Genomic DNA, 18,719 nt, shown 5'->3' on the forward strand with positions numbered 1-18,719 from the left:
CCTGGTCCGACATGAGCGATTCTTCGGCGGCAGGCTTCGCCGCTGACGCGATTGTCGTCGGGGCGGGATTGTCCGGTTTGGTGGCCGCCTGCGAGGTGGTGGGCCGCGGCTTGCGGGTGCTGGTCCTCGACCAGGAGAACAGCGCCAACCTTGGCGGCCAGGCCTTCTGGTCCTTCGGCCTGTTTTTCGTGGACAGCCCCGAACAACGTCGGCTGGGGATTCGGGACAGTCACGAGCTCGCGTTGCAGGACTGGTTGGGCACAGCGGGTTTCGATCGTGAAGAGGACTACTGGCCCAGGCAATGGGCGCACGCCTACGTGGATTTCGCGGCCGGGGAGAAGCGCAGCTGGCTGCGCGAGCGGGGTCTGAAGATCTTTCCCTTGGTGGGCTGGGCCGAACGCGGTGGCTACAACGCGAGGGGCCACGGCAACTCGGTTCCCCGGTTCCATATCACCTGGGGGACCGGTTCCGCGCTGGTCGACATCTTCGTGCGTCAGCTGCGGGACCGCTCGACGGTCCGATTCGCGCACCGACACCAGGTCGACGAATTGATCGTCGAGCGCGGCGCGGTGACCGGCGTTCGGGGGACCGTGCTGGAACCGTCGACCGCGCCGCGCGGCGTGCCCTCATCGCGAAAATCGGTGGGGAAATTCGAGTTTCGTGCCTCAACGGTGATCGTGATCAGTGGCGGGATCGGCGGCAACCACGACCTGGTCCGCAAAAACTGGCCCCAGCGAGTGGGCCGCGTGCCCGAGCAGATGCTGAGCGGGGTGCCGGCTCACGTGGACGGCAGGATGATCGGCATCTCTCAGCGGGCCGGGGCGCGGGTGATCAACCCCGATCGGATGTGGCACTACACCGAGGGCATCACCAACTACGACCCGATCTGGCCGCTGCACGGGATCCGGGTCATTCCGGGCCCGTCGTCGCTGTGGCTGGACGCGGCCGGCAACCGGCTGCCGGTCCCGCTGTATCCCGGGTTCGACACGCTGGGCACGCTGGAATACATCACCAAATCCGGGTACGACTACACCTGGTTTATCTTGAACGCCAAGATCATTGAGAAGGAGTTCGCGCTGTCCGGGCAGGAGCAGAACCCGGATCTGACCGGGCAGAGCGTACGCGCGCTGGTGCGCAACCGGGCCAGCTCTGGGCCGCCCGGGCCCGTCGCAGCCTTCGTCGATCGCGGGGTGGACTTCGTCACCGCAGATTCGTTGGGGGAGTTGGTAACCGGCATGAACAAGCTGCCCAACGTGGCCCCCCTGGACTACGCGACGGTGGAGGCCGAGGTGACTGCCCGCGATCGCGAGGTCGCGAACAAATTCAGCAAAGACGGTCAGATCACCGCCATCCGCGCTGCCCGAGGCTATCTGGGTGACTGGCTGGGCCGGGTGGTGGCACCGCACCGGCTGACCGATCCCAAGGCCGGGCCGCTGATTGCGGTCAAACTGCACATCCTGACCCGAAAGACGTTGGGCGGCATCGAGACCGACCTGGCCGGACGGGTTCTCACCGACGGCGGCACCCCGCTGACCGGACTGTACGCGGCCGGGGAGGCCGCCGGGTTCGGCGGTGGTGGCGTGCACGGTTACCGTGCCTTGGAGGGCACGTTCCTGGGTGGCTGCATCTTCAGCGGCCGGGCCGCCGGCCGCGGCGGCGCCGCCGACGTCACCTAGCGGCCGGCTACGCCGAGCCTGCAATTTTGCAGGCCCGCACTCGCACTTTGCCTGCAGTTTTACCGGCACGGCGAGAAGCACGTTTCCAGTGCCGCCAGTCCTGAGCGGGCTAGAAGGTAACCGAGCTCTCCTCGGGCAACACCTGGAAGTCGGTGTCGGTCATCTCGGTGAACCGGCCGTAGTAGATCCCCCGCGCATCGGGCGCGACGACGCCCTGGTGGATGGGTACCGCCCGGGTCGGGGATACCGCGCGCAAATAGTCGATGGCCTCGGAGATGCGCATCCAGGGCGCGGCCGCCGGCGCGGCCAGCACGTCCACCGGCTCGTCGGGAACGAACAACGCGTCACCGGGATGCATCAGTCGCGCTCGGTGGTCGCCGTCGCCCACCAGATACGAAAGGTTCTCTATCACAGGGATTTCCGGGTGAATCACCGCGTGCTTTCCGCCGAGCGCCCGAATCGTCAGCTCGCCGACCGTCAGCTCGTCGCCCGCGTGCACGGTTTGGAAGGGAGCGTCGAGCTGTGCCGCGGTTTGCGAGTCGGTGTAGAGCGCCGCATTGGGGTTGGCCTCGATCAGGGCCGGCAGCCGTGCCGGGTCGACATGATCCGGGTGCTGGTGTGTGATCAGGATGGCGTCCAGTCCGGTGATGCCCTCGAAGCCATGCGCGAAGGTTCCAGGATCGAAGAGCACGCTAGTGTGGTCGAACTCGGCAAGTAGGCAGGAATGCCCGAAATGCGTCAGTTGCATGCTTACGATTGTGCCCTGACGGGGGTGGTCGTGTGCGGTTAGTTTTCGCGACGATACTGTTCGCCGGCGGCTTGGTCGATGCCCAGGTCTTCGTGGTCCCGGCGGCGGGTGAACCGGAGACCTGTCCGCCCGTCTGCGACCAGATCCCGGCCACCGCGTGGCTGCCGCCGCGCGCCGTGCCGCTCAACTCGACCTACAACTGGCCCCCGCTGGCGGGGCTGGTCGTGCAGGTGACCGGGTCCGGGGCGGCACCGCGGTTCCGGTTCGAGGAGCTGTGCGCCGCGCGGCCGCTGGCGCAGGACCCCCGCGCCTCGGCGGTGGCGGCACGCGTGACGGTGGCCCACCCGGAGGGCCAATGGCAGCTGATGGCCCAGATCGTGCACTGGCGCGGTGACACGGCCCGGGGCGGCGCGATCGCGTCCTCGGTGTTCGACAACGCCGTCGCGGTGCTGCGCGGCTGCCAGCAGGGGGCACCGTTGCAGTCGCCGTCGATCACCACCGACGAACTGACCCGGATGGCCGCGGTGATCAGCGGCCCGGTGGTCATGCATACCTACCTGGTCGCACACGTCGCGAGCAGTACGATCAGCGAGCTGACCCTGTGGTCTGGTGCGCCGCCGCAGGTGCCGTGGCCCTCGATGGCCGACGGTCAGGTGCTGGACTCGATGACGGCCCCGCTGTGCGAGGCCTACATCGCGTCGTGTCCGTAAGCCGCGGCCGGCCGGTAGAGTTGGCGCCGACAGCAACTCGTCAGGAGGGACGCCGGTGGCGCGGGTGATCGTTAATGTGATGCCCAAAGCGGAGATTCCCGACCCGCAGGGTCAGGCGATTGTCGGCGCGTTGGGCCGACTCGGACATCCCGGGATCTCAGATGTCCGTCAGGGCAAGAGGTTTGAGCTCGAAGTCGATGACACCGTCGACGATACCGTGCTCGCCGAGATCGCCGAATCACTGTTGGCCAACACCGTGATCGAGGACTGGACGATCAGCCGGGAAGTGTCGTGATGGCCCGGATCGGCGTTATTACCTTCCCCGGTACGCTCGACGACGTGGACGCCGCTCGTGCGGTGCGCCGCGTCGGTGCGGAGGCGGTGAGCCTGTGGCACGCTGACGCCGACCTCAAAGCGGTCGATGCGGTCGTGGTGCCGGGCGGGTTCTCCTACGGCGACTATCTGCGGGCCGGCGCGATCGCCCGCTTCGCCCCGGTGATGTCCGAAGTGGTCTACGCGGCGGGCCGCGGTATGCCGGTGTTGGGGATTTGCAACGGTTTTCAAGTGCTGTGTGAGACCAGACTGTTGCCCGGCGTGCTGACCCGCAACGCGGGTCTGCACTTCATCTGCCGCGACGTGTGGCTTCGGGTCGCATCGAACTCGACGGCGTGGACCTCGCGCTTCGAGGCCGACGCCGACCTGCTGGTCCCGCTGAAATCGGGCGAGGGTCGCTACGTGGCGCCGGAGAACGTGCTCGACGAACTCGAGGGCGAGGGCCGCGTGGTATTTCGGTACCACGACAACATCAACGGCTCGATGCGTGGCATCGCCGGCATCAGCTCGGCCAACTGGCGCGTCGTCGGCCTGATGCCACACCCCGAGCACGCCATCGAAGCGTTGACCGGTCCCTCCGACGACGGCCTGGGCTTGTTCTACTCCGCGCTCGACGCCGTGCTCACCGCCTGACGTCGTCTTCGCGGAGACACCTGAGGCACTGCGCAATCCGGCGAAGGCCTGACTATCGCGTCGGTCGGCTCGGGTGGGTCTTTTCGCGCGCCGCCTCGCCGTGCCGTAGCGCATCGCGGGTTTCCTACGGGTCGGCGCGAGCCAATTCGTGCCGGTAGGAGACCGCGCCTCCGTCGTGGAAGGAAACGGGTCATTGTCGGGGCCCTGGGGCAGGCGCACCATCGAAGGATCGGCGCCGACGGGGAGGAAGCCAGTGGTACAAGCAGGTACGGGTCTGCGGGGCCGAGTGGCGCTCGTGACCGGGGCGGCGCGCGGGCAGGGACGCGCTCACGCCCTGCGACTGGCTAACGAAGGCGCCGACATCATCGCCATCGACGTGTGCGCCCCGATTTCCGACACCATCCGCTACCCTGCGGCCACTTCTGACGAGTTGGTGGAAACAGCACGGGTCGTGGAGGATTCGGGACGCAAGGCGCTGATTCGCGAAATCGATATCCGCGACTTGGCGGCTCTGCAGCAGTTGGTTGGGGATGCCGTCGATCAATTCGGCCGGCTCGATGTCGTCGTCGCCAATGCGGGCGTACTGAGTTTCGGTCGCTTGTGGGAGATGTCCGAAGAGCATTGGGACACCGTCATCAACGTCAATCTCAGCGGTACCTGGCGCACCTTGCGCGCCGCAGTCCCGGCGATGGTGCAGCTGGGAAACGGCGGATCGATCATCGTCGTCAGCTCGACCACCGGCCTGAAGGCAACACCCGGCAACGGGCACTATTCAGCGTCCAAACATGGTCTGGTGGGGCTGACCAACGCCCTGGCGGTGGAATTGGGGGAGTACGGCATTCGGGTCAATTCCGTGCACCCGTACGCGGTGAGCACGCCGATGGGAAGCTCCGAGGAGATGCTGACATTCCTGGCCGACCATCCGTCGTACCTGCACAGTCTGTCCCCGATGCCGTTTCGGGCGATCGGCGCTCCCGAAGAGTTCATGACGCCCGAGGACATCGCCGATGTCGTTGCCTGGCTTGCCGGAGACGGATCCGCGAACATGTCGGGCAGCCAGGTCGTCGTGGATCGTGGCTACCTGAAGCACTAGCCCAGGACGGGGATCCGGCGCTGGGCGGCCGGACGCTTGTGTGCGGCTTGCATCACCGTCAACCCACGTCGAGCACCATCGGCTGCGACGGGCACTCGGCGACGGAGTCCAGATCGGCGAAGAACTCGATCGCGGCGGCGATGGTGTGGTCGATATAGGTGGCGAACTCGTCAAAGTCGACGGGTTCGCGGATCTTGCGGGAGCTGCGGGCGACGACGCCGACCCGCTGCGGATCAGACGACCCACGGACGGTCACCACGACGTCGCGGCTGCGCCGGTTCCACGAGTCGGCCAGTTCGGCCAGCTCAGCACCGTCAGCCGCCGGGAAGAAGCAACCCGGGGTGACTTGAATCGTGAATTCGTCACGGTGCCAACGGGAGATCCCGAGGTGGACATGCAGCCGCCGCGGGCGGGTGTTGGCGACGTAGAAAAATTCACCGTCGTGCTGGCCGCGGAAATAGCGGCTGCCACGAGTGCACAGGTAGCGTTCGATCAGGTCGGCGGAAAACGCCTCAGTCGTCATGAAATACATGGTGCGGCCTGGGGCTTTCCGGATCCTTTGCGCCGAGCAACGTGTCGGCAAAGAATCTGGTGAGAATTTGCTGAGTTTGTAACGATCCAGTCACGCGAAGTGAACTGCCCTGCAACAGGTTACGTCCGAACGGTTTACGACAGCGACACGCACCGCAACGATCGAGCAGCCGGCGACGTTCTGCATGCTCACCGGTTTGCAGTCGTCCCAGATCACTTCGTAGCGGGGCATCGCCGGGGGTCGCCGCACCCGGCCGCGCTAGCCTTCAGCTGTGCCGTCGGCACACAACGCAAGGAGGAGTGCCAATGGGGTTCGCGGTGCAACGGTTCGACCATATTGTGGTCATTGCAACGATATTGAGGCCACCGCGGCGTGGTACGAGCGGGTTCTCGGCATGAAGCGGGAGACGTTCGGGCCGTCCAACCGAACAGCGCTGTGCTTTGGCAATCAGAAGATCAACCTGCGCCCTGTCGGCGCGCTCACCGACGACCCCGATTGGGTGTCCGGGACCGTCGAAGCGGCGGGCTCCGAAGATCTGTGTTTCATCACCGATTCCAGCCCAGACGAGGTGCGTGCGCACCTGCAAGCGTGCGGGGTCGAGATCACCGCGGGGCCGGTAACCAAGACCGGTGCACTGGAACCGATGACCTCGCACTACTGCCGGGACATCGACGGCAACCTGGTCGAGATCGCGGTCTACTGACCGTTTTCGAGCGGGTACAGCGCGGGCAGGTTGACCACGATAGCCTCCTGGCTGCTGCGGGCGATCACCACCTCCGCGATGGTGTCGGGGTCGGGGTTCTCCTCCCGGTGCGGCAGATAGGGCGGAATGAAGACGTAGTCGCCGGGCGCGGCCGCGATGCGCACCTCGTCGACGCCGTCGTGAAAGACGAACTCAGGGTGGCCGGCTCGCACATAGATCGCGGTTTCCGAGTCACCGTGGTGATGGTTGGACGAGACGGTCGCGGGTAATGCGTGCGTCTCACCCATCCACAGCTTCTCGGCGCCGACCGACTTACCGCTCAGCGCCGCAAACCGGCGCAGTCCTTCCGATTGCGCGGTATCCGAGCTGATCTCCGACGCCTTGATGTGGTGCACCCGGCGCTGCATCACCAGCTGGTTGGGTTCGTCGAAGTCGGGGTGAAATCCATCTGTCGTTGCCATACTCGCAATTGTCCCGGTTTTCTGCTCGACGTACCGTCGGCTCAGTTGGGTGCGAGCCGCGCCGGATGTTTGCGCAGGTCGTCGCCCCCAGGGTGCGGTCCTGCAGCCGTAGCAACAGTCGCGGGCCGCGTGCCGGCTCAGCTGCCGATCAGTTTTGCGGCGAGGTCGTGCAAATCATCGACCACGAGGGTCGGCCGCGCCAGCCCGTCGGCCAGCAGCGGGGCATTTCCCGGCCGGGCTACCAGTGCGGTGCTGAAGCCGACGTTGTGCGCGCCCAGCAGATCCCAGGCGTGGGCGGCCACCATCATGCAATCGGCGGGCGCCACACCCAGCGTGTCGCAGGCATACCGGTAGACCACGGGGGCGGGCTTGAACGCGCGACAGGATTCCACGCTGAGCTGTTCGTCGAAAAGCGATGCGAGCCCGGCGTTGTCCAGTGGTGTCGCGACCCCGGCCCGATGCGGCGAATTCCTCAGCGTCACCTGCCGAAATCCGTTGTCGCGCAGCGCGGTGAGGGCTTCGACGGCGTCCGGATGTGCCGGCATGGCGCCCATCTGCTCCTGCAGGCGGTGCGCGTCGGCGTCGGTGACCTGCACCCGATAGCTGTCGGCCAGCATGTGCAGGATACCTCGACCGAGGGTGAAGAAGTCCGCGTAGCAGTCGGCCATCGTGACCGTCATCGAGTACATGACGAGCTGGCCGAACCACTCGCGCAGCACCCGCTCGTCGCCGAACAGCTCGCCGAAAAGCGGTGCTATGGAATCGATGTCGATCAGCGTCTCGTTCACATCGAAAACGAGGACAGACGGTGTCGTCGGCATGCCTGCTCCTGTACCTTCTTAGGATCGGGAAGGTTCGGCCGTAAGTATCCAACCAGACATGAGCATCGCCACGACGGCGAACACGCCGTTGGAGAACGCCTGCGCTCGTTCCGCATTGGCTTTACGCACCGCCACCGCAGCCTCCCCGCGTCGTCGTATCCGGCTCAGTTAGCCGTTGGAGTTCTCCCGAGCACCTCGTCGGTGTCGAGTCCCCGGTCCACGCCGTGCGGAACGACGGTCTGGCCAGGTTCGAGGTGCAGCTGCCGGCCGTCGACAAAGACGTCGATCTTGTCGGGTTCGAAGGACACCAGGTTGCTGACCCGCTCCACCTCCGGCCACGCGTTGACGTAGGACCAGGCCGCGCGTTTGCGCTTGCCGATGTCGTAATAGGAAGCCAAGCCCTTGTATGGGCAGAAGGTTTGACCCGCAACGGGTTTGAGCATCACATCGGCGATGTCGTCGCGGGGCACATACCAGCGCGGCGCGAAACCGGATTCGTACAGCACCAGCGGGCACTCGGTGTCCGCGATCACTTGGTCGCCGTCTTGGACCACCAGATGCCTTGAGGTCGAACGAATATCGATGCGGTGGTAGGCGTCGGTGGCATGCCCGACGATGCGTTCGTCTTCTTCGTAGAAGGCTTCCATGGCGCGCCAGGCGAATGCCACCCGTCCGGCCAGTACCGCGGCCTGCGGTGGCAGGCCGGTGTGCTGCCAGGCGCCGTGGGCGGCTTCGTGCTCCGCAGTCCGAACAGTGAACCACTGCGTGTCGCCCAGGTCCTTATGCTGCGTGACGCGGTCTTCGGAGACCAGGATGGTCGCGTCGATGTCCCCGGTCGGGAAGTAGGCGACCGGGTAGCGTCCCGGCTCGTGTAGCAGCACCACTTCTTCGCTGTCGGCGATCCAGCGGTCGGCGAAGCGCACTCGCATGCGACGGCGTAATGGCTCCGCGAACAGCAGGCGTGGCGGCAACGGCTGCTCGGTGAGGAAGTGGCCGACCGATCCGGTCGCCAGTGGACCCTGTTGCCATGCCAAACCCATTGTGGTGGACTCACTTTCGCGCCAGTAACGGACCGTGCCACTAGTCGATGACGACGACCATCTTTCCGCCGGCCTCGCCGGCCTCCATGATCCGGTGTGCCTCGTAAATCTGGTCGAACGAGAAGACGTGTGACGGCGTCGCGTCGAGCTCGCCCTCGGTTACCTGGCGGGCGATGTCCTGCAGGGGCACGTCAGATAACGGGAAGCCGGGAGTGCCAAATACGAAGCTGCCGAAGAAGTTCAGATTTACCCCGCTGGCCATGCGCAACAGCGGGTTGAAATCGCCTAGGGGATCAAGCCCGCCCAGCCAGCCGGCCAGGCAGGCCGTCCCGCCGCGGCGCAGCAGGTCGAGCGAGTCGAGGATGGTGCTGTTACCCCACCAAGTCCAACACGGCGTCGATTTGCTTGGATTCGGCGATGTGGGAGGCGAGGTCGCGCCTTTCCACTTCGACGCGCGATGCACCCAGTTCCTCGAGCACCGAAGCCCGCTGGCTGCTGCGGGCGGTCGCGATGACGTGCGCGCCGGCGGCGACCGCCATCTTGAGTGCTGCCTGGCCGAACGACGAGGTCGCCCCGCGCAGCAGCAGCGTCTGTCCCGCCTGCAGGTTGAGGTTGCGGAACAGACACGTCCAGGCCACCGCATCGATTTCCGGCAGGGGCCAATTGCGACCATGGCAGTTCGGAATCGATCGGGGCGACGTTCGCGGCGCGTACCCGGGTGTGTTGGGCGTAGCTGCCGTTGATGGTTCGCCCGAGGCCACCCATCAGGGCCGCGACCTTGGTGCCGACCGGAAACTCACCGCCCGGGCACGAGTCGACGATGCCCACACATTCGATGCCGCTGACTTCCGCGGCTTCCGCCCATTCCCCCCGGCGCATGTGCAGCTCGGCGTGGTTGATCCCGAATCCCTTGACCTGGATCACCACTTCGCCGTCCCTGGGCAGCGGTTTGGGGATTTCGGTGTAGACCAAGCGGTCCAGTCCGCCGAACCCGTCGAGGATGATTGCCCGCATGCTTTCCCCACCGGGTTGCTCACGCACCACGGCGGGCGCGGTGGGCAGGGTAGAACTGGTGATCCCCATAGCACTGACCTCCCCCGAGGTTTTGCGGAAAATCCGCATCGCGCATTATGCCCCGGCGTCCGGCTCGACTAAATGGGCTATCTGACCCAATATTATGGGCGAGTAGACCTAAAATTGTCCAGGGTGCACCCACGCTGCGAGGTCTACGCGGGAACCGGAAGTATCAGCCGGGACTTCCCGTGGTGGATGGTGTGCCGGCACGGGCGCAGTTCGGTGCCGGTGCCCGCTGGCGCACCGGTGCCCTCGTTCCGCATGTATTGAGGGAACGAGCCGCCCGATACCTGTAGGCGGAGCCGGTGGCCGGCGGCAAGCCGATGTGCGCAGGGGTGCAGCTGCAGCCGTAGCGGCCCTTCCCCGGCGGCGGGGTCGAGCCGTTGGAATGTCTCAGAGAAGTTGCGGGAGCAGCCTTTCGCGTCGACATCGCAGAGCCGGACGAACACGTCGGCGTGTGGATTACTCCTGCTGTGGTGAAGCTCCACCACGGGAGTCCCGATGATTTCCAGCATTTCGGCTAGTGCGGGGGTGGTGAAGGTCAGCACGTCTGAGCGTGCCTCAAGGTCGCGGTTGTCGCGCACTCCAGCGTCGTTGTCGATCAAGGGCCCGGCAACCGTCGGCGTGGGATGAGCGGGGTCGTAAGTGAACGAGGTGGTGCCGGTCTGCGGCTGTTGCCCGGTGAGCTGCCCGCCCAGACCGAGATAGTGGACCTGTTCGGTGCTTGGTGGCGGCCAGTGCGGGTGCTCACGCCATTCGTCGGTGCCTGTGACGGCGAACCGGACGGGCTGGTGCTTGCGGGTGACGGGTTCACCGGCCAGGTGCTCGGCCATCCAGTCGAGGTTGTCGGCGCCAAGCTGCCCGTTCGCGCCGCTGACTACTTGCTGGTGTATCCATGGCCCGACGGTGAGCGCGACCTCGAGTCCACGTTCATGCAGCACCTCATACTGGCGCATGGTGTGGGTGAGGATTAGGTCTTGCCAACCGACGACCAGCCGGATCGGCACCGATACCTTGTCCAACGCGGCGCTGGCGTTGTAGGGCTGCCAAAACGGGTCGCTGAGGTCCTGGTGACACAGCCACTTGCGAAACCACGGTGCCTGATGCCCGAGCGCAATGTCCGCGGCCTCGGCCAGGGGGAGGGCCGCAACGGTGCGAGCATTGAGCTTGGCGGCCCGGGCGAAGATCCACATGACACCGAGCAACCCGAACCGCTCCTGGTTCACCATCACCCTCGACCACGTGAGTAAGTCGTGGAGACGGAAAGCGCCTGTGCCCAACCCGAACTCGACGGCATTATGAAAGCCGGCGATGATCACCGCCGTGCGCAGCTCTGGCGGCGGATCGACCAGCAGGGCCCACTGTGTCCATCCCACAGCAGACGCCCCGTAGGTGGCCAGTCGCCCGTCGAACCACGGCTGGGTGCGCAACCACTCCATGGTGTCTTGTCCATCGTCGATGTCGGCGGCTATCGGCGTGAACTGGCCACCGGAACCAAACGAGCCGCGGCAGCTTTGCACCACCACGTGATAGCCCTGTCCGGCAAACAGCCGCGCATCCATGTTGATGGGCAGGCTCCGCCCGTACGGCGTGCGCATCAGGATCGTTCCGCGGCCCCGCGTTCCGGCGGGAACATAGTGGTCGGCTAACAGCGTGATCCCATCCCGTATGGGCACGGCGAGATCACGTTCGTTCCGGAAGCGATGTGTTGCCTTGGGCAGCTTCGAACGCGAGGCGACGGCTCGGTCGAACAACGACGCGCCGAAGCCGGGCCTTATTGCCTTTACCATCCTGCTACACCTCAATGACCTGAAACCAGTTACACAACTGCGAATTTCGGCGCTATCGCCTTCGTCGTGGTCATACCGTGACGACGAGTTTCTTGGCAGAAACACCGTTGCGTAGTTGGTCAAGCGCATCGGGGATCTTGGCGAGTCCCTCGCCAACCACCACCGCCTCGGGTGCGGCCCGGTAGGTGCCATTCGCCAGCGCAACCGGCAGAAAGTGTTCGTATATGGCCGGGCCAACCTCGTTGTCTTTGAGGCTTGTGCCCCAAATGGAGCTCACCCGAACACCGTGGCGGCGTCGGCATGCCAACGCGATCCGCGTGAGCCAGGCGGGCTGTGCGGCGGCGATACGGTGGCGACCGGGTACTTTCGAAGGTCTCGGCCGGGGCGACGTGATCGTAGGGCATCCCGTTGGGGTTGAAGTACGGCATTTCGTCGCGCCGCAACAGGTTTCGCCGTCGCAGCTCGACGGGATCGATGCCCATCTTGCGGGCGGCGACGTCGAGAAGGATCTCGCGGACCAGGGTTTCGTACTGCCAGGGTCCGCGGTAGGCGGCCAGCCCGCTGGTGTTGGAGAACACCGTCTTGTAGTTGAAGCTGGCGTTGGGTACGCGGTAGGGTCCGGGGAAGAACATCCCGATCGCCGCGGTGGTCAAGACCGGGTACGGCGTCGGATAGGCACCGATGTCCTGGATGAAGTCGATGTCGGCGGCGGCGATGTTGCCGTCGTCGTCGAACGCCATCCGGGCGGTGCCCTTGACGTGGCGGGCCTGCCCGGCCGACATCAGATTCTCGCGCCGGTCCTCGATCCACTTCAGCGCCGCGGGAACCTTCCGCGCGGCCAGCATGATGCACATGTCTTCGCGCATCGGCACGACCTTCTGGCCGAAACCGCCGCCGGTATCGCGCATGATGACTCGAACCCGTTGTGCCGCAATGCCCAACAAGCGGGCGCAGAAGGCGCGCAGTTCGTGCGGGGTCTGAGTGGACGCCCACAACGTCAGTTCTCCGGTGGCGGCTACCCATTCGACGACCAGGCCGTGGGTCTCGATCGGTACCGGCGCGTAAATCTGTTGGTAGATCTCCTCTTTCACGACGTGTGCCGCCGAGCCGAAAATCTCTTCGTCGGGCGGTGCTCCAGCCATCCCGCCGGCGACGTTGTCGGCGTAGGTCTCGTGTACCAGCACATCGGAGGACTGCGCCCGGGTGAAGTCGGACACCGCGGGTAGCGGTTCGTAGTCGACGTCGACCAATTCCAGCGCGTCCTCGGCGACGTAGCGGCTCTCGGCGACGATCAGCGCGACCGGGTCGCCGACGAACTTCGCTTCGCCCTCGGCCAGCGGTGGCCGCGGGGTGTCGGGGACGTCCTTGCCGGCGACGGCGTGCCAGGCCTCGTGGACGCAGGGGTTGAGGTCGGCGGCGGTGAAGACCGCGTGCACGCCGGGCAGTTGCAGCGCCGCCGAGGCGTCGATGCCGTTGATCCGGGCGCGAGCGAACGGGCTGCGCAGGAAGCAGGCGTGCCGCATCCCGGGCCGCGAGATGTCGTCCACGAAGGTACCATGGCCGGTCAGCAATCGGCCGTCCTCGACCCGCTGGACCCGGGTCCCGGCATAGCGGGGCGTCGGGGTGCTCGTTGCCCCCTGCACATCCTGAGTCATATCGCTCCATTGGGCCGTCGCTGAGCGAGAAGGTGAATGCCATCATACGAGAGTGCGGTTACCGCCATAGCACGTCGGAGTCTTGTTGGCCGCCGGCGCCGGGCGCCGGTATGGCAAGCCGAAAGTCTTGGTCGACGGCTGGCTGGACATTGCCGTCGGCGCGTTGCGCGACGGGGGATGCGGCGACGTCGTCCTGGTCCTGGGCGCCGCGGAGGTCACCGCCCCGCCCGGCGTCACCGCGATCACCGCGCCGGACTGGCACCGGGGACTCAGCGCGTCGGTGCGTGCCGGCCTGGCTGCGGCCGACCGCAGCGGCGCCGACTACGCCGTGCTGCATGTGATCGACACTCCCGACGTCGTGGCCCGGGTGCTCGGCCGAGTTGCCGAAAGTGCGCTTGCGCGAGCGTGTTTCGGCGACCGGCCCGGTCATCCGGCGGTCATCGCGCGCCGGCACTGGCCCGATGTGCTGACCCGGATAGCGGGCGACCAGGGCGCCGGGGCGTATCTGCGCGGCAGGCACGACGTCGAGCTGGTCGACTGCAGCGACCTGGCCGAGGGTATTGACATCGACGAGCCCGGCTAACTCACAGACCCAGCAGCTTTTCCGCGTTGAGGTGGCTGATGCGCGCCCGCTCGTCGTCGGTCAGCGGCAGAGCGTCCAGAAAGGCGCGGGCGGTCTTCATCGACCCGAACGGGTAGTCGGCCGAAAACGCCACTCGCTCGATGCCGACGTGGGCGACCAGGTTGGCGTAGGTGGCTTCGTCGTTGAAATTGGCGAACGTGTAGTGCACATTGCGCCGCAGGTAGGTGCTGACGGCGTGGTTGAGGCCGGTCAGTTCCGGCTTCAGCGTGGCGTCGAAACGCGGCAGCATGAACGACGTCGCCTCGCCCATGTGCCCGATGATGAGCTGCAAGTCCGGGTAGCGGTCGAACACGCCACCGAGAATCAGTCGCAGCACATGGGTGGCGGTGTTGATGTGCCAGCCCCACCCCACCGTCGCGAATGCGAACGTGACCTCGGGGGAGAACCCGGCGTAACTGGACTCGACGACGGCCGTCGGTGGGATCGTCGGATGCAGGTAGATCGGGGCGTTCAGTGCCGCCGCGCGGTCGAGAACCGGCTCGAAGAACGGATCGTCCAGGTAGCGGCCTTGGCTGTGCCCGTTGATCACTGCGCCCCGGAATCCGAGCTCGCGCATCGCCCGCTCCAGCTCGTCGGCCGCCGCGTCGGGCGCGCCGATCGGCAGGCTCGCGAAGCCCGCCAGCCGCCCCGGGTACCGAGCGACCGCCGCGGCGAGTTCGTCGTTGCATTCGCGGGCCAGCTGGGTCGCTTTCGGGCCGTCCAGCTGCTCGACACCGGGGGCGGCCAGCGACAGCACCGCCAGATCGATTCCCGCCTCGTCCATGGCCGCGATGCGCCCGTCGCCGAGATCGGCGATGGCGTCGATCACGCCCGCCCGCGACGCCAGCCAGCTGCCCGGTCCGCGCAGGAGTCCCGCTGTGGCGTAATGCTCTTCGAGTGCGATGGTCCGCACCGGCGGTCCTCAGGTCTCCAGCACGCGGTTGGCGGCGGTCCAGTAGGGCAGTTCGTCGCGCTTGGCGGCCCAACGGATTGTCTTGGTGTAGCCGTTTCGGCCAGCGTTTCCTCGGCGTGCTCGCGCCCGAAGCCGCTGTGACCGACGCCGCCGAACCCGGTGCCGATCGCGATCCGCACGTAGTTGTTAACGAACACGGCGCCGGCCCGGATCTGCCGGCTCACCCGCAGCGCACGGTCGCCGTCCTGGGTGAATACCGCCGCAACCAGTCCGAACGGATTGCTGTTGGCGATCCGCACCGCCTCACCCTCCTCGCTGAACGGGATCAGCGTGACCACCGGACCGAAGATCTCTTCCCGGGCGACCCGCATGCGCGGCGTCACGTCGGTCAGCACGGTCGGCGATACATAGAAGCCGTCCGCCAGCCGCGGATCCTCGGGCAGCGGCGCCTGCGCGGCAATGCGCGCGCCCTCGGCCACACCGAGCTTGAGATAGTCCAGCACCTGCTTTTGCTGCGCGCGGGTGACCAACGGCCCGACGTCGGTCATGGGGTCGGCCCCGTCGCCCACCCGCAGCTTTGTGACCGCCTTGCACAGCTTCGCGGCGAACTCACCATAAATCTTGTCCTGCACCAGGATTCGCGACGACGCGGTGCACGCTTCGCCTTGGTTGAAGAAGCCACCGTCGATGGCCGCCATCAGCGCCTCGTGCATGTTGGCGTCGTCGAAGACGATCAACGGGTTCTTCCCACCCAGCTCCATCAGCGTCGGGGTGAGATTGCACGCGGCGTTGCGCATCACCGCCGAACCCGTCCGCGGCGACCCGGTGAACGACACCTTGCCGACGAAGCGGTGTCCGGCCAGCGCGGCACCCACCTCGCCCTTGCCGGGTACGGCGTGCACCACCCGGTCGGGCAGCACGGACTGGATCAGTTCGACCATGCGCAGCACTACCGACGGTGTCTGCTCCGGTGGCTTCAGCACCACGGCGTTACCGACGGCGAGTGCCGGCGCGATCTTTCCGGCGGTGTGGGTGTGGATGGGCGGCCAGTTGAACGGCACGATGGCCGCGATCACGCCGTACGGTTCCAGCGTGGTGACGTCCAGGACGGTGTCGTGGTCGCGCGCCTTGTTCGGCAGGTTCTCCACGATGCTGCTGAAGAACTCGAAGATAGAGATCGCCGCTTCGAGGTCGAACTGGCGCGCCTGGACGATCGGCTTGCCCATTTCGCGAGACTCGAGCATCGCGAGTTCGTCGGCGTGTGCGCGGATGACCTCGGCGATCTGGCGCAGGTAGCCGCCCCGCTCCCGGGCGGGCCGCTGCTTCCAGCGCAGGTGTGCGGCGTGGGCCTTGCACACCGCCTGGTCTACCTCGTTGGGCCCTGCGCCTTGCACCACCGTGACGGTTCGGCCCGTCGCGGGGTTCTCGACGACGAACTGGTCGTCGGTGGACGGAGACGACCAGCGCGTCCTGGTCCGGGTCCGGGCGGGAGCTTGCAGAGTCATTGGCACGTCCAGCAAGGTCGGGGGTTGGGGTGGTCGACGGGCGGTCAGCACGCTCGACGAGGACGACGCTACGATCACCCGCGGCATCAGGGCCAACGACATGTTCTGATGGCTTTCAGCACGCGCTGTGATAATGGCTGCATGGAGCTGCGCCACCTTGAGTACTTCCTCGCGGTCGCGGACAACCGGAGCTTCACCGAGGCCGCGAAAAAGTTGCACGTCGTCCAATCGGGGGTGTCGGCGACGATCAAGGCGCTGGAACGAGAACTCGGCGCGGAGCTATTCGTGCGGGGCTCGGCGGGTGTCGAGCTGACTCCGGCGGGAGAGGAGCTGCGGCCTCGCGCCCGCGAAACCCTGGATGCCGCCCGCGCGGCCAAAGACGCCGTCAACGCCACCCGCGGCTCCATCCGCGGCACCGTCACCGTCGGGATCCTGACGTCGATCAGTGTGATCGACATGCCCGCGGTGCTGGCTGAATTGCACGCCCGGCATCCCGGGGTGACCGTGCACTTGCGCGCCGCCAGCGCCGGATCAGCCGGCCTGGCCCGCCAGCTTCGCGACGGCGATCTCGACGTCGCCTTTCTGGTGTTCACCGGGCCGCCGCCGGCCGACCTGAATGCCCGTCTGGTCGCCGCGGTTCCGCTGCTGCTGGTTGTGCCCGCCGATCATCCACTGGCGCAACGGGATTCGGTGCAACTGGCGGAGCTGGAAGGGATGTCGTTCGTCGACAGCCCACCGGGATACGGCACCAGGACCGTGATCGACAACGCCTTCACCGCCGCCGGCGTGGAACGGACCGTCGCGGTAGAGGTCGCCGACCTGGGCACGGCCGCGACCTACATCCGAAACGGCCTGGGAATCGGCTTCCTCAGCTGGACCATTCTCGACGAGATCGACGACTTCGGTCTGGCCACCCTGCGCGTCAGCGATTACGACCTCGAATGGCGACTGTTCGTCACCACGTCGGCGGCCCGGTCGAACAGCGCGGCCACCCGAGCGGTACTCGAGCTGATCGAGGAGGTCGCGGCCCGCTGACTTAGCCGGCGATGGCGGTCTGCTCGCGCGCGACCGTCGTCCTCGCGGCCGAGCCGTAGCCGTAGCGTTCGATCACCTCGGCCCATCGCTGCGCGACGAGCGCGCGCTGTTCGTCCGGCACGTCATAGGTGTTGGTTCGGTAGTCCGCTTTGTCGGCAAGGTATTGCTGCAGCCGTGCCAGATACTTTTCGAAATCGCCCAAATCCAGGTGCTCGTACAACTTGCGCAATTGCGCCTCGGGCTCGCTGATCAGGTCCTCATAGCGCAATTCGTAAAACCTTGCGGGGTCGACGAATTCGCGGCCCTCCTCCAGCTTCCGATACAGGTCGAGGTAGGTGGACAGCACGTTTTCGGTCAAACCCGCGTAAATCGGCCGTTGCAGGCCATGGACGCGGGAGAACGTCTTGAAAAGGTGAACCGTCGACGGATAAACGACGTAGGGATCCCGGACGATGTGGATGAATTTCGCCCCCGGGAAGAGTTCCGCCAGCACCTTGATGCGGAAACTGTTCGTGGGACTCTTCAGCACTACCGTCTTGCGGCGGAGGAAGTACACCCGCTGAACGAACCGGTACAGGGTTCGTTTCCAGGCTGCCAGCTCGCGGGGTGTCAGTTGTTCGACGTCCAGATACCGCTGACCGATGATGGGCCGGTTCGGGAACGCCATGGTCAGATAGAGCGACTGCTACCCGAGCATGGACAGCGCGAACTCGTCTTCCTGCGGGTGCGCCACGCTCAACTCCATTGTCCATGGCGCGATGCTTCGACATCAGAAATTCCAGATACGGTGCAATCCGCCTGGTGAGCAAGAAATGATGGGCCTGGATGCATTCGTAATTCGTGGGCGCGGTGTGGCGCTCGTCGAGGGCCAACAGTTCGTGCAGCAACGTCGTGCCGGTACGCCAGTGGCCGACGATGAAGATCGGCGGGTCGGCGATCGTCGTGTAGGCCACGCGGCGGCCGAACACCATCTTCTGGTACATCGCCAGGCAGGAATTGACGACCGTCGCAACCGTGCAGAACAGCACGACGTGCCACCGGCTCCAGTGCACGTCGAAACGGTTACGGACAAGCAGGCGTGCCCAGCCGGCGAAATCACACCCCACCCATAGGGGTGCCGACCACTCGTGCCACCGCGCAAATCGCGATGTCTTGCCAGCGTTCATCGCAGTTGGGACCAACATCGCAGGGTTGCGCGGTGCGCAACGTCGACTCGAGAAGCCGTCATGACGCGTCACCCTTCTCGTGGCAGAACTAGGCAGAGCGGTACGAGTGGGACGGTACTTGTTAGTTGTCCTACGCACGCCTAATTAACGAGAACGTCATTTCCAGGTCACGGTGAATTCGATCCGGCGCCGTTCTTGCTGGTAGGCGG

The 18,719-nt window shown here is 65.9% G+C and carries 15 protein-coding genes and 4 pseudogenes; 8 read left to right on the plus strand and 11 right to left on the minus strand.

What is annotated here, in order from left to right; all coding sequences use genetic code 11:
- The first annotated feature begins 11 nt into the window (after nt 1-11).
- The gene (locus tag T428_RS0113480; protein WP_025736900.1) at nt 12-1,676 is read left to right on the plus strand and encodes an FAD-binding dehydrogenase; all 1,665 of its coding nucleotides are present in this window, start codon (nt 12-14) and stop codon (nt 1,674-1,676) included.
- Between the two features lie 109 nt (nt 1,677-1,785).
- Here T428_RS0113480 and T428_RS0113485 read toward each other — a convergent pair whose 3' ends face one another.
- Nucleotides 1,786-2,424: an MBL fold metallo-hydrolase gene (locus tag T428_RS0113485; protein ID WP_025736901.1), complete on the minus strand. Its 639-nt coding sequence runs from the start codon at nt 2,422-2,424 to the stop codon at nt 1,786-1,788.
- A 32-nt stretch (nt 2,425-2,456) separates the two neighbouring features.
- On the opposite strand from T428_RS0113485, the gene T428_RS27920 reads away from it, so the two are divergent.
- The 4 genes from T428_RS27920 to T428_RS0113505 all read left to right on the plus strand — a co-directional run bounded on the left by T428_RS27920 (nt 2,457) and on the right by T428_RS0113505 (nt 5,193).
- Nucleotides 2,457-3,134, plus strand: a complete 678-nt coding sequence (locus T428_RS27920; protein ID WP_036467977.1) for a hypothetical protein — start codon at nt 2,457-2,459, stop codon at nt 3,132-3,134.
- A gap of 55 nt (nt 3,135-3,189) precedes the next feature.
- A complete protein-coding gene (gene purS, locus T428_RS0113495; RefSeq protein WP_025736902.1) occupies nt 3,190-3,429 on the plus strand; it encodes a phosphoribosylformylglycinamidine synthase subunit PurS in 240 nt (79 codons plus the stop codon).
- On the plus strand, nt 3,426-4,100 hold the full coding sequence (gene purQ, locus T428_RS0113500) for a phosphoribosylformylglycinamidine synthase subunit PurQ (protein ID WP_025736903.1): 675 nt from the start codon (nt 3,426-3,428) through the stop codon (nt 4,098-4,100). The genes purS and purQ overlap by 4 nt, the downstream gene beginning before the upstream one ends.
- 274 nt (nt 4,101-4,374) lie before the next feature.
- The gene (locus tag T428_RS0113505) at nt 4,375-5,193 is read left to right on the plus strand and encodes a mycofactocin-coupled SDR family oxidoreductase (protein ID WP_025736904.1); all 819 of its coding nucleotides are present in this window, start codon (nt 4,375-4,377) and stop codon (nt 5,191-5,193) included.
- A gap of 58 nt (nt 5,194-5,251) precedes the next feature.
- On the opposite strand, the gene T428_RS0113510 is transcribed toward T428_RS0113505, so the two are convergent.
- Entirely contained in the window at nt 5,252-5,716 is a 465-nt protein-coding gene (locus T428_RS0113510) for a YbjN domain-containing protein (RefSeq protein WP_025736905.1), read from the minus strand.
- A 314-nt stretch (nt 5,717-6,030) separates the two neighbouring features.
- On the opposite strand from T428_RS0113510, the pseudogene T428_RS27925 reads away from it, so the two are divergent.
- Nucleotides 6,031-6,428 (plus strand): annotated as a pseudogene (locus T428_RS27925) (VOC family protein).
- Here the strand turns inward: T428_RS27925 and T428_RS0113520 are convergent.
- From T428_RS0113520 to T428_RS0113555, 6 genes and pseudogenes are all read right to left on the minus strand, one after another.
- Nucleotides 6,422-6,889: a cupin domain-containing protein gene (locus T428_RS0113520; protein WP_025736906.1), complete on the minus strand. Its 468-nt coding sequence runs from the start codon at nt 6,887-6,889 to the stop codon at nt 6,422-6,424. The pseudogene T428_RS27925 and the gene T428_RS0113520 sit on opposite strands and share 7 nt — an antisense overlap.
- Nucleotides 6,890-7,026: 137 nt before the next feature.
- On the minus strand, nt 7,027-7,710 hold the full coding sequence (locus T428_RS0113525) for a haloacid dehalogenase type II (RefSeq protein WP_025736907.1): 684 nt from the start codon (nt 7,708-7,710) through the stop codon (nt 7,027-7,029).
- Between the two features lie 164 nt (nt 7,711-7,874).
- Entirely contained in the window at nt 7,875-8,750 is an 876-nt protein-coding gene (locus T428_RS0113530) for a DUF427 domain-containing protein (protein WP_025736908.1), read from the minus strand.
- Nucleotides 8,751-8,790: 40 nt separating this feature from the next.
- A pseudogene (locus T428_RS35765) lies at nt 8,791-9,833 on the minus strand (zinc-binding dehydrogenase).
- 143 nt (nt 9,834-9,976) lie between these two features.
- Nucleotides 9,977-11,500: a CocE/NonD family hydrolase gene (locus T428_RS0113550; RefSeq protein ID WP_169733656.1), complete on the minus strand. Its 1,524-nt coding sequence runs from the start codon at nt 11,498-11,500 to the stop codon at nt 9,977-9,979.
- A gap of 478 nt (nt 11,501-11,978) precedes the next feature.
- Nucleotides 11,979-13,269, minus strand: a pseudogene (locus tag T428_RS0113555) (xanthine dehydrogenase family protein molybdopterin-binding subunit); the annotation flags it as partial.
- Nucleotides 13,270-13,351: 82 nt separating this feature from the next.
- On the opposite strand from T428_RS0113555, the gene T428_RS27935 reads away from it, so the two are divergent.
- A complete protein-coding gene (locus tag T428_RS27935) occupies nt 13,352-13,852 on the plus strand; it encodes a nucleotidyltransferase family protein (protein ID WP_036467981.1) in 501 nt (166 codons plus the stop codon).
- A 1-nt stretch (nt 13,853) separates the two neighbouring features.
- Here the strand turns inward: T428_RS27935 and T428_RS0113565 are convergent, their stop codons facing one another.
- Both T428_RS0113565 and T428_RS27940 read right to left on the minus strand, forming a co-directional pair.
- Nucleotides 13,854-14,804 (minus strand): amidohydrolase family protein, encoded by a 951-nt coding sequence (locus T428_RS0113565; RefSeq protein ID WP_025736914.1) that lies wholly within the window; start codon nt 14,802-14,804, stop codon nt 13,854-13,856.
- Nucleotides 14,717-16,411 carry an aldehyde dehydrogenase family protein gene (locus T428_RS27940; protein ID WP_245604900.1) on the minus strand — a complete coding sequence of 565 codons (1,695 nt, stop codon included), beginning with the start codon at nt 16,409-16,411 and terminating at the stop codon, nt 14,717-14,719. Before T428_RS27940 ends, T428_RS0113565 begins: the two co-directional genes overlap by 88 nt.
- A 39-nt stretch (nt 16,412-16,450) precedes the next feature.
- Here T428_RS27940 and T428_RS0113575 point away from each other — a divergent pair, with 39 nt between their 5' ends.
- Nucleotides 16,451-17,344: a LysR family transcriptional regulator gene (locus T428_RS0113575; protein WP_025736915.1), complete on the plus strand. Its 894-nt coding sequence runs from the start codon at nt 16,451-16,453 to the stop codon at nt 17,342-17,344.
- Between the two features lies 1 nt (nt 17,345).
- Here the strand turns inward: T428_RS0113575 and T428_RS35770 are convergent.
- Nucleotides 17,346-18,510: pseudogene (locus T428_RS35770) on the minus strand (sulfotransferase family protein).
- Nucleotides 18,511-18,719 lie beyond the last annotated feature (209 nt).

It is taken from the genome of Mycobacterium genavense ATCC 51234 (genome assembly GCF_000526915.1).
In the GTDB taxonomy this organism is placed as follows: domain Bacteria; phylum Actinomycetota; class Actinomycetes; order Mycobacteriales; family Mycobacteriaceae; genus Mycobacterium; species Mycobacterium genavense.

Bases quoted from the DNA above. Each gene is read 5' to 3' on its own strand.
- T428_RS0113530 (WP_025736908.1), bottom strand. From the start codon at position 8,750: ATGGGTTTGGCATGGCAACAGGGTCCACTGGCGACCGGATCGGTCGGC.
- T428_RS0113510 (WP_025736905.1), bottom strand. From the start codon at position 5,716: ATGACGACTGAGGCGTTTTCCGCCGACCTGATCGAACGCTACCTGTGC.
- T428_RS0113525 (WP_025736907.1), bottom strand. From the start codon at position 7,710: ATGCCGACGACACCGTCTGTCCTCGTTTTCGATGTGAACGAGACGCTG.
- T428_RS0113480 (WP_025736900.1), top strand. From the start codon at position 12: ATGAGCGATTCTTCGGCGGCAGGCTTCGCCGCTGACGCGATTGTCGTC.
- T428_RS27940 (WP_245604900.1), bottom strand. From the start codon at position 16,411: ATGTCGTTGGCCCTGATGCCGCGGGTGATCGTAGCGTCGTCCTCGTCG.
- T428_RS0113485 (WP_025736901.1), bottom strand. From the start codon at position 2,424: ATGCAACTGACGCATTTCGGGCATTCCTGCCTACTTGCCGAGTTCGAC.
- T428_RS0113520 (WP_025736906.1), bottom strand. From the start codon at position 6,889: ATGGCAACGACAGATGGATTTCACCCCGACTTCGACGAACCCAACCAG.
- T428_RS0113575 (WP_025736915.1), top strand. From the start codon at position 16,451: ATGGAGCTGCGCCACCTTGAGTACTTCCTCGCGGTCGCGGACAACCGG.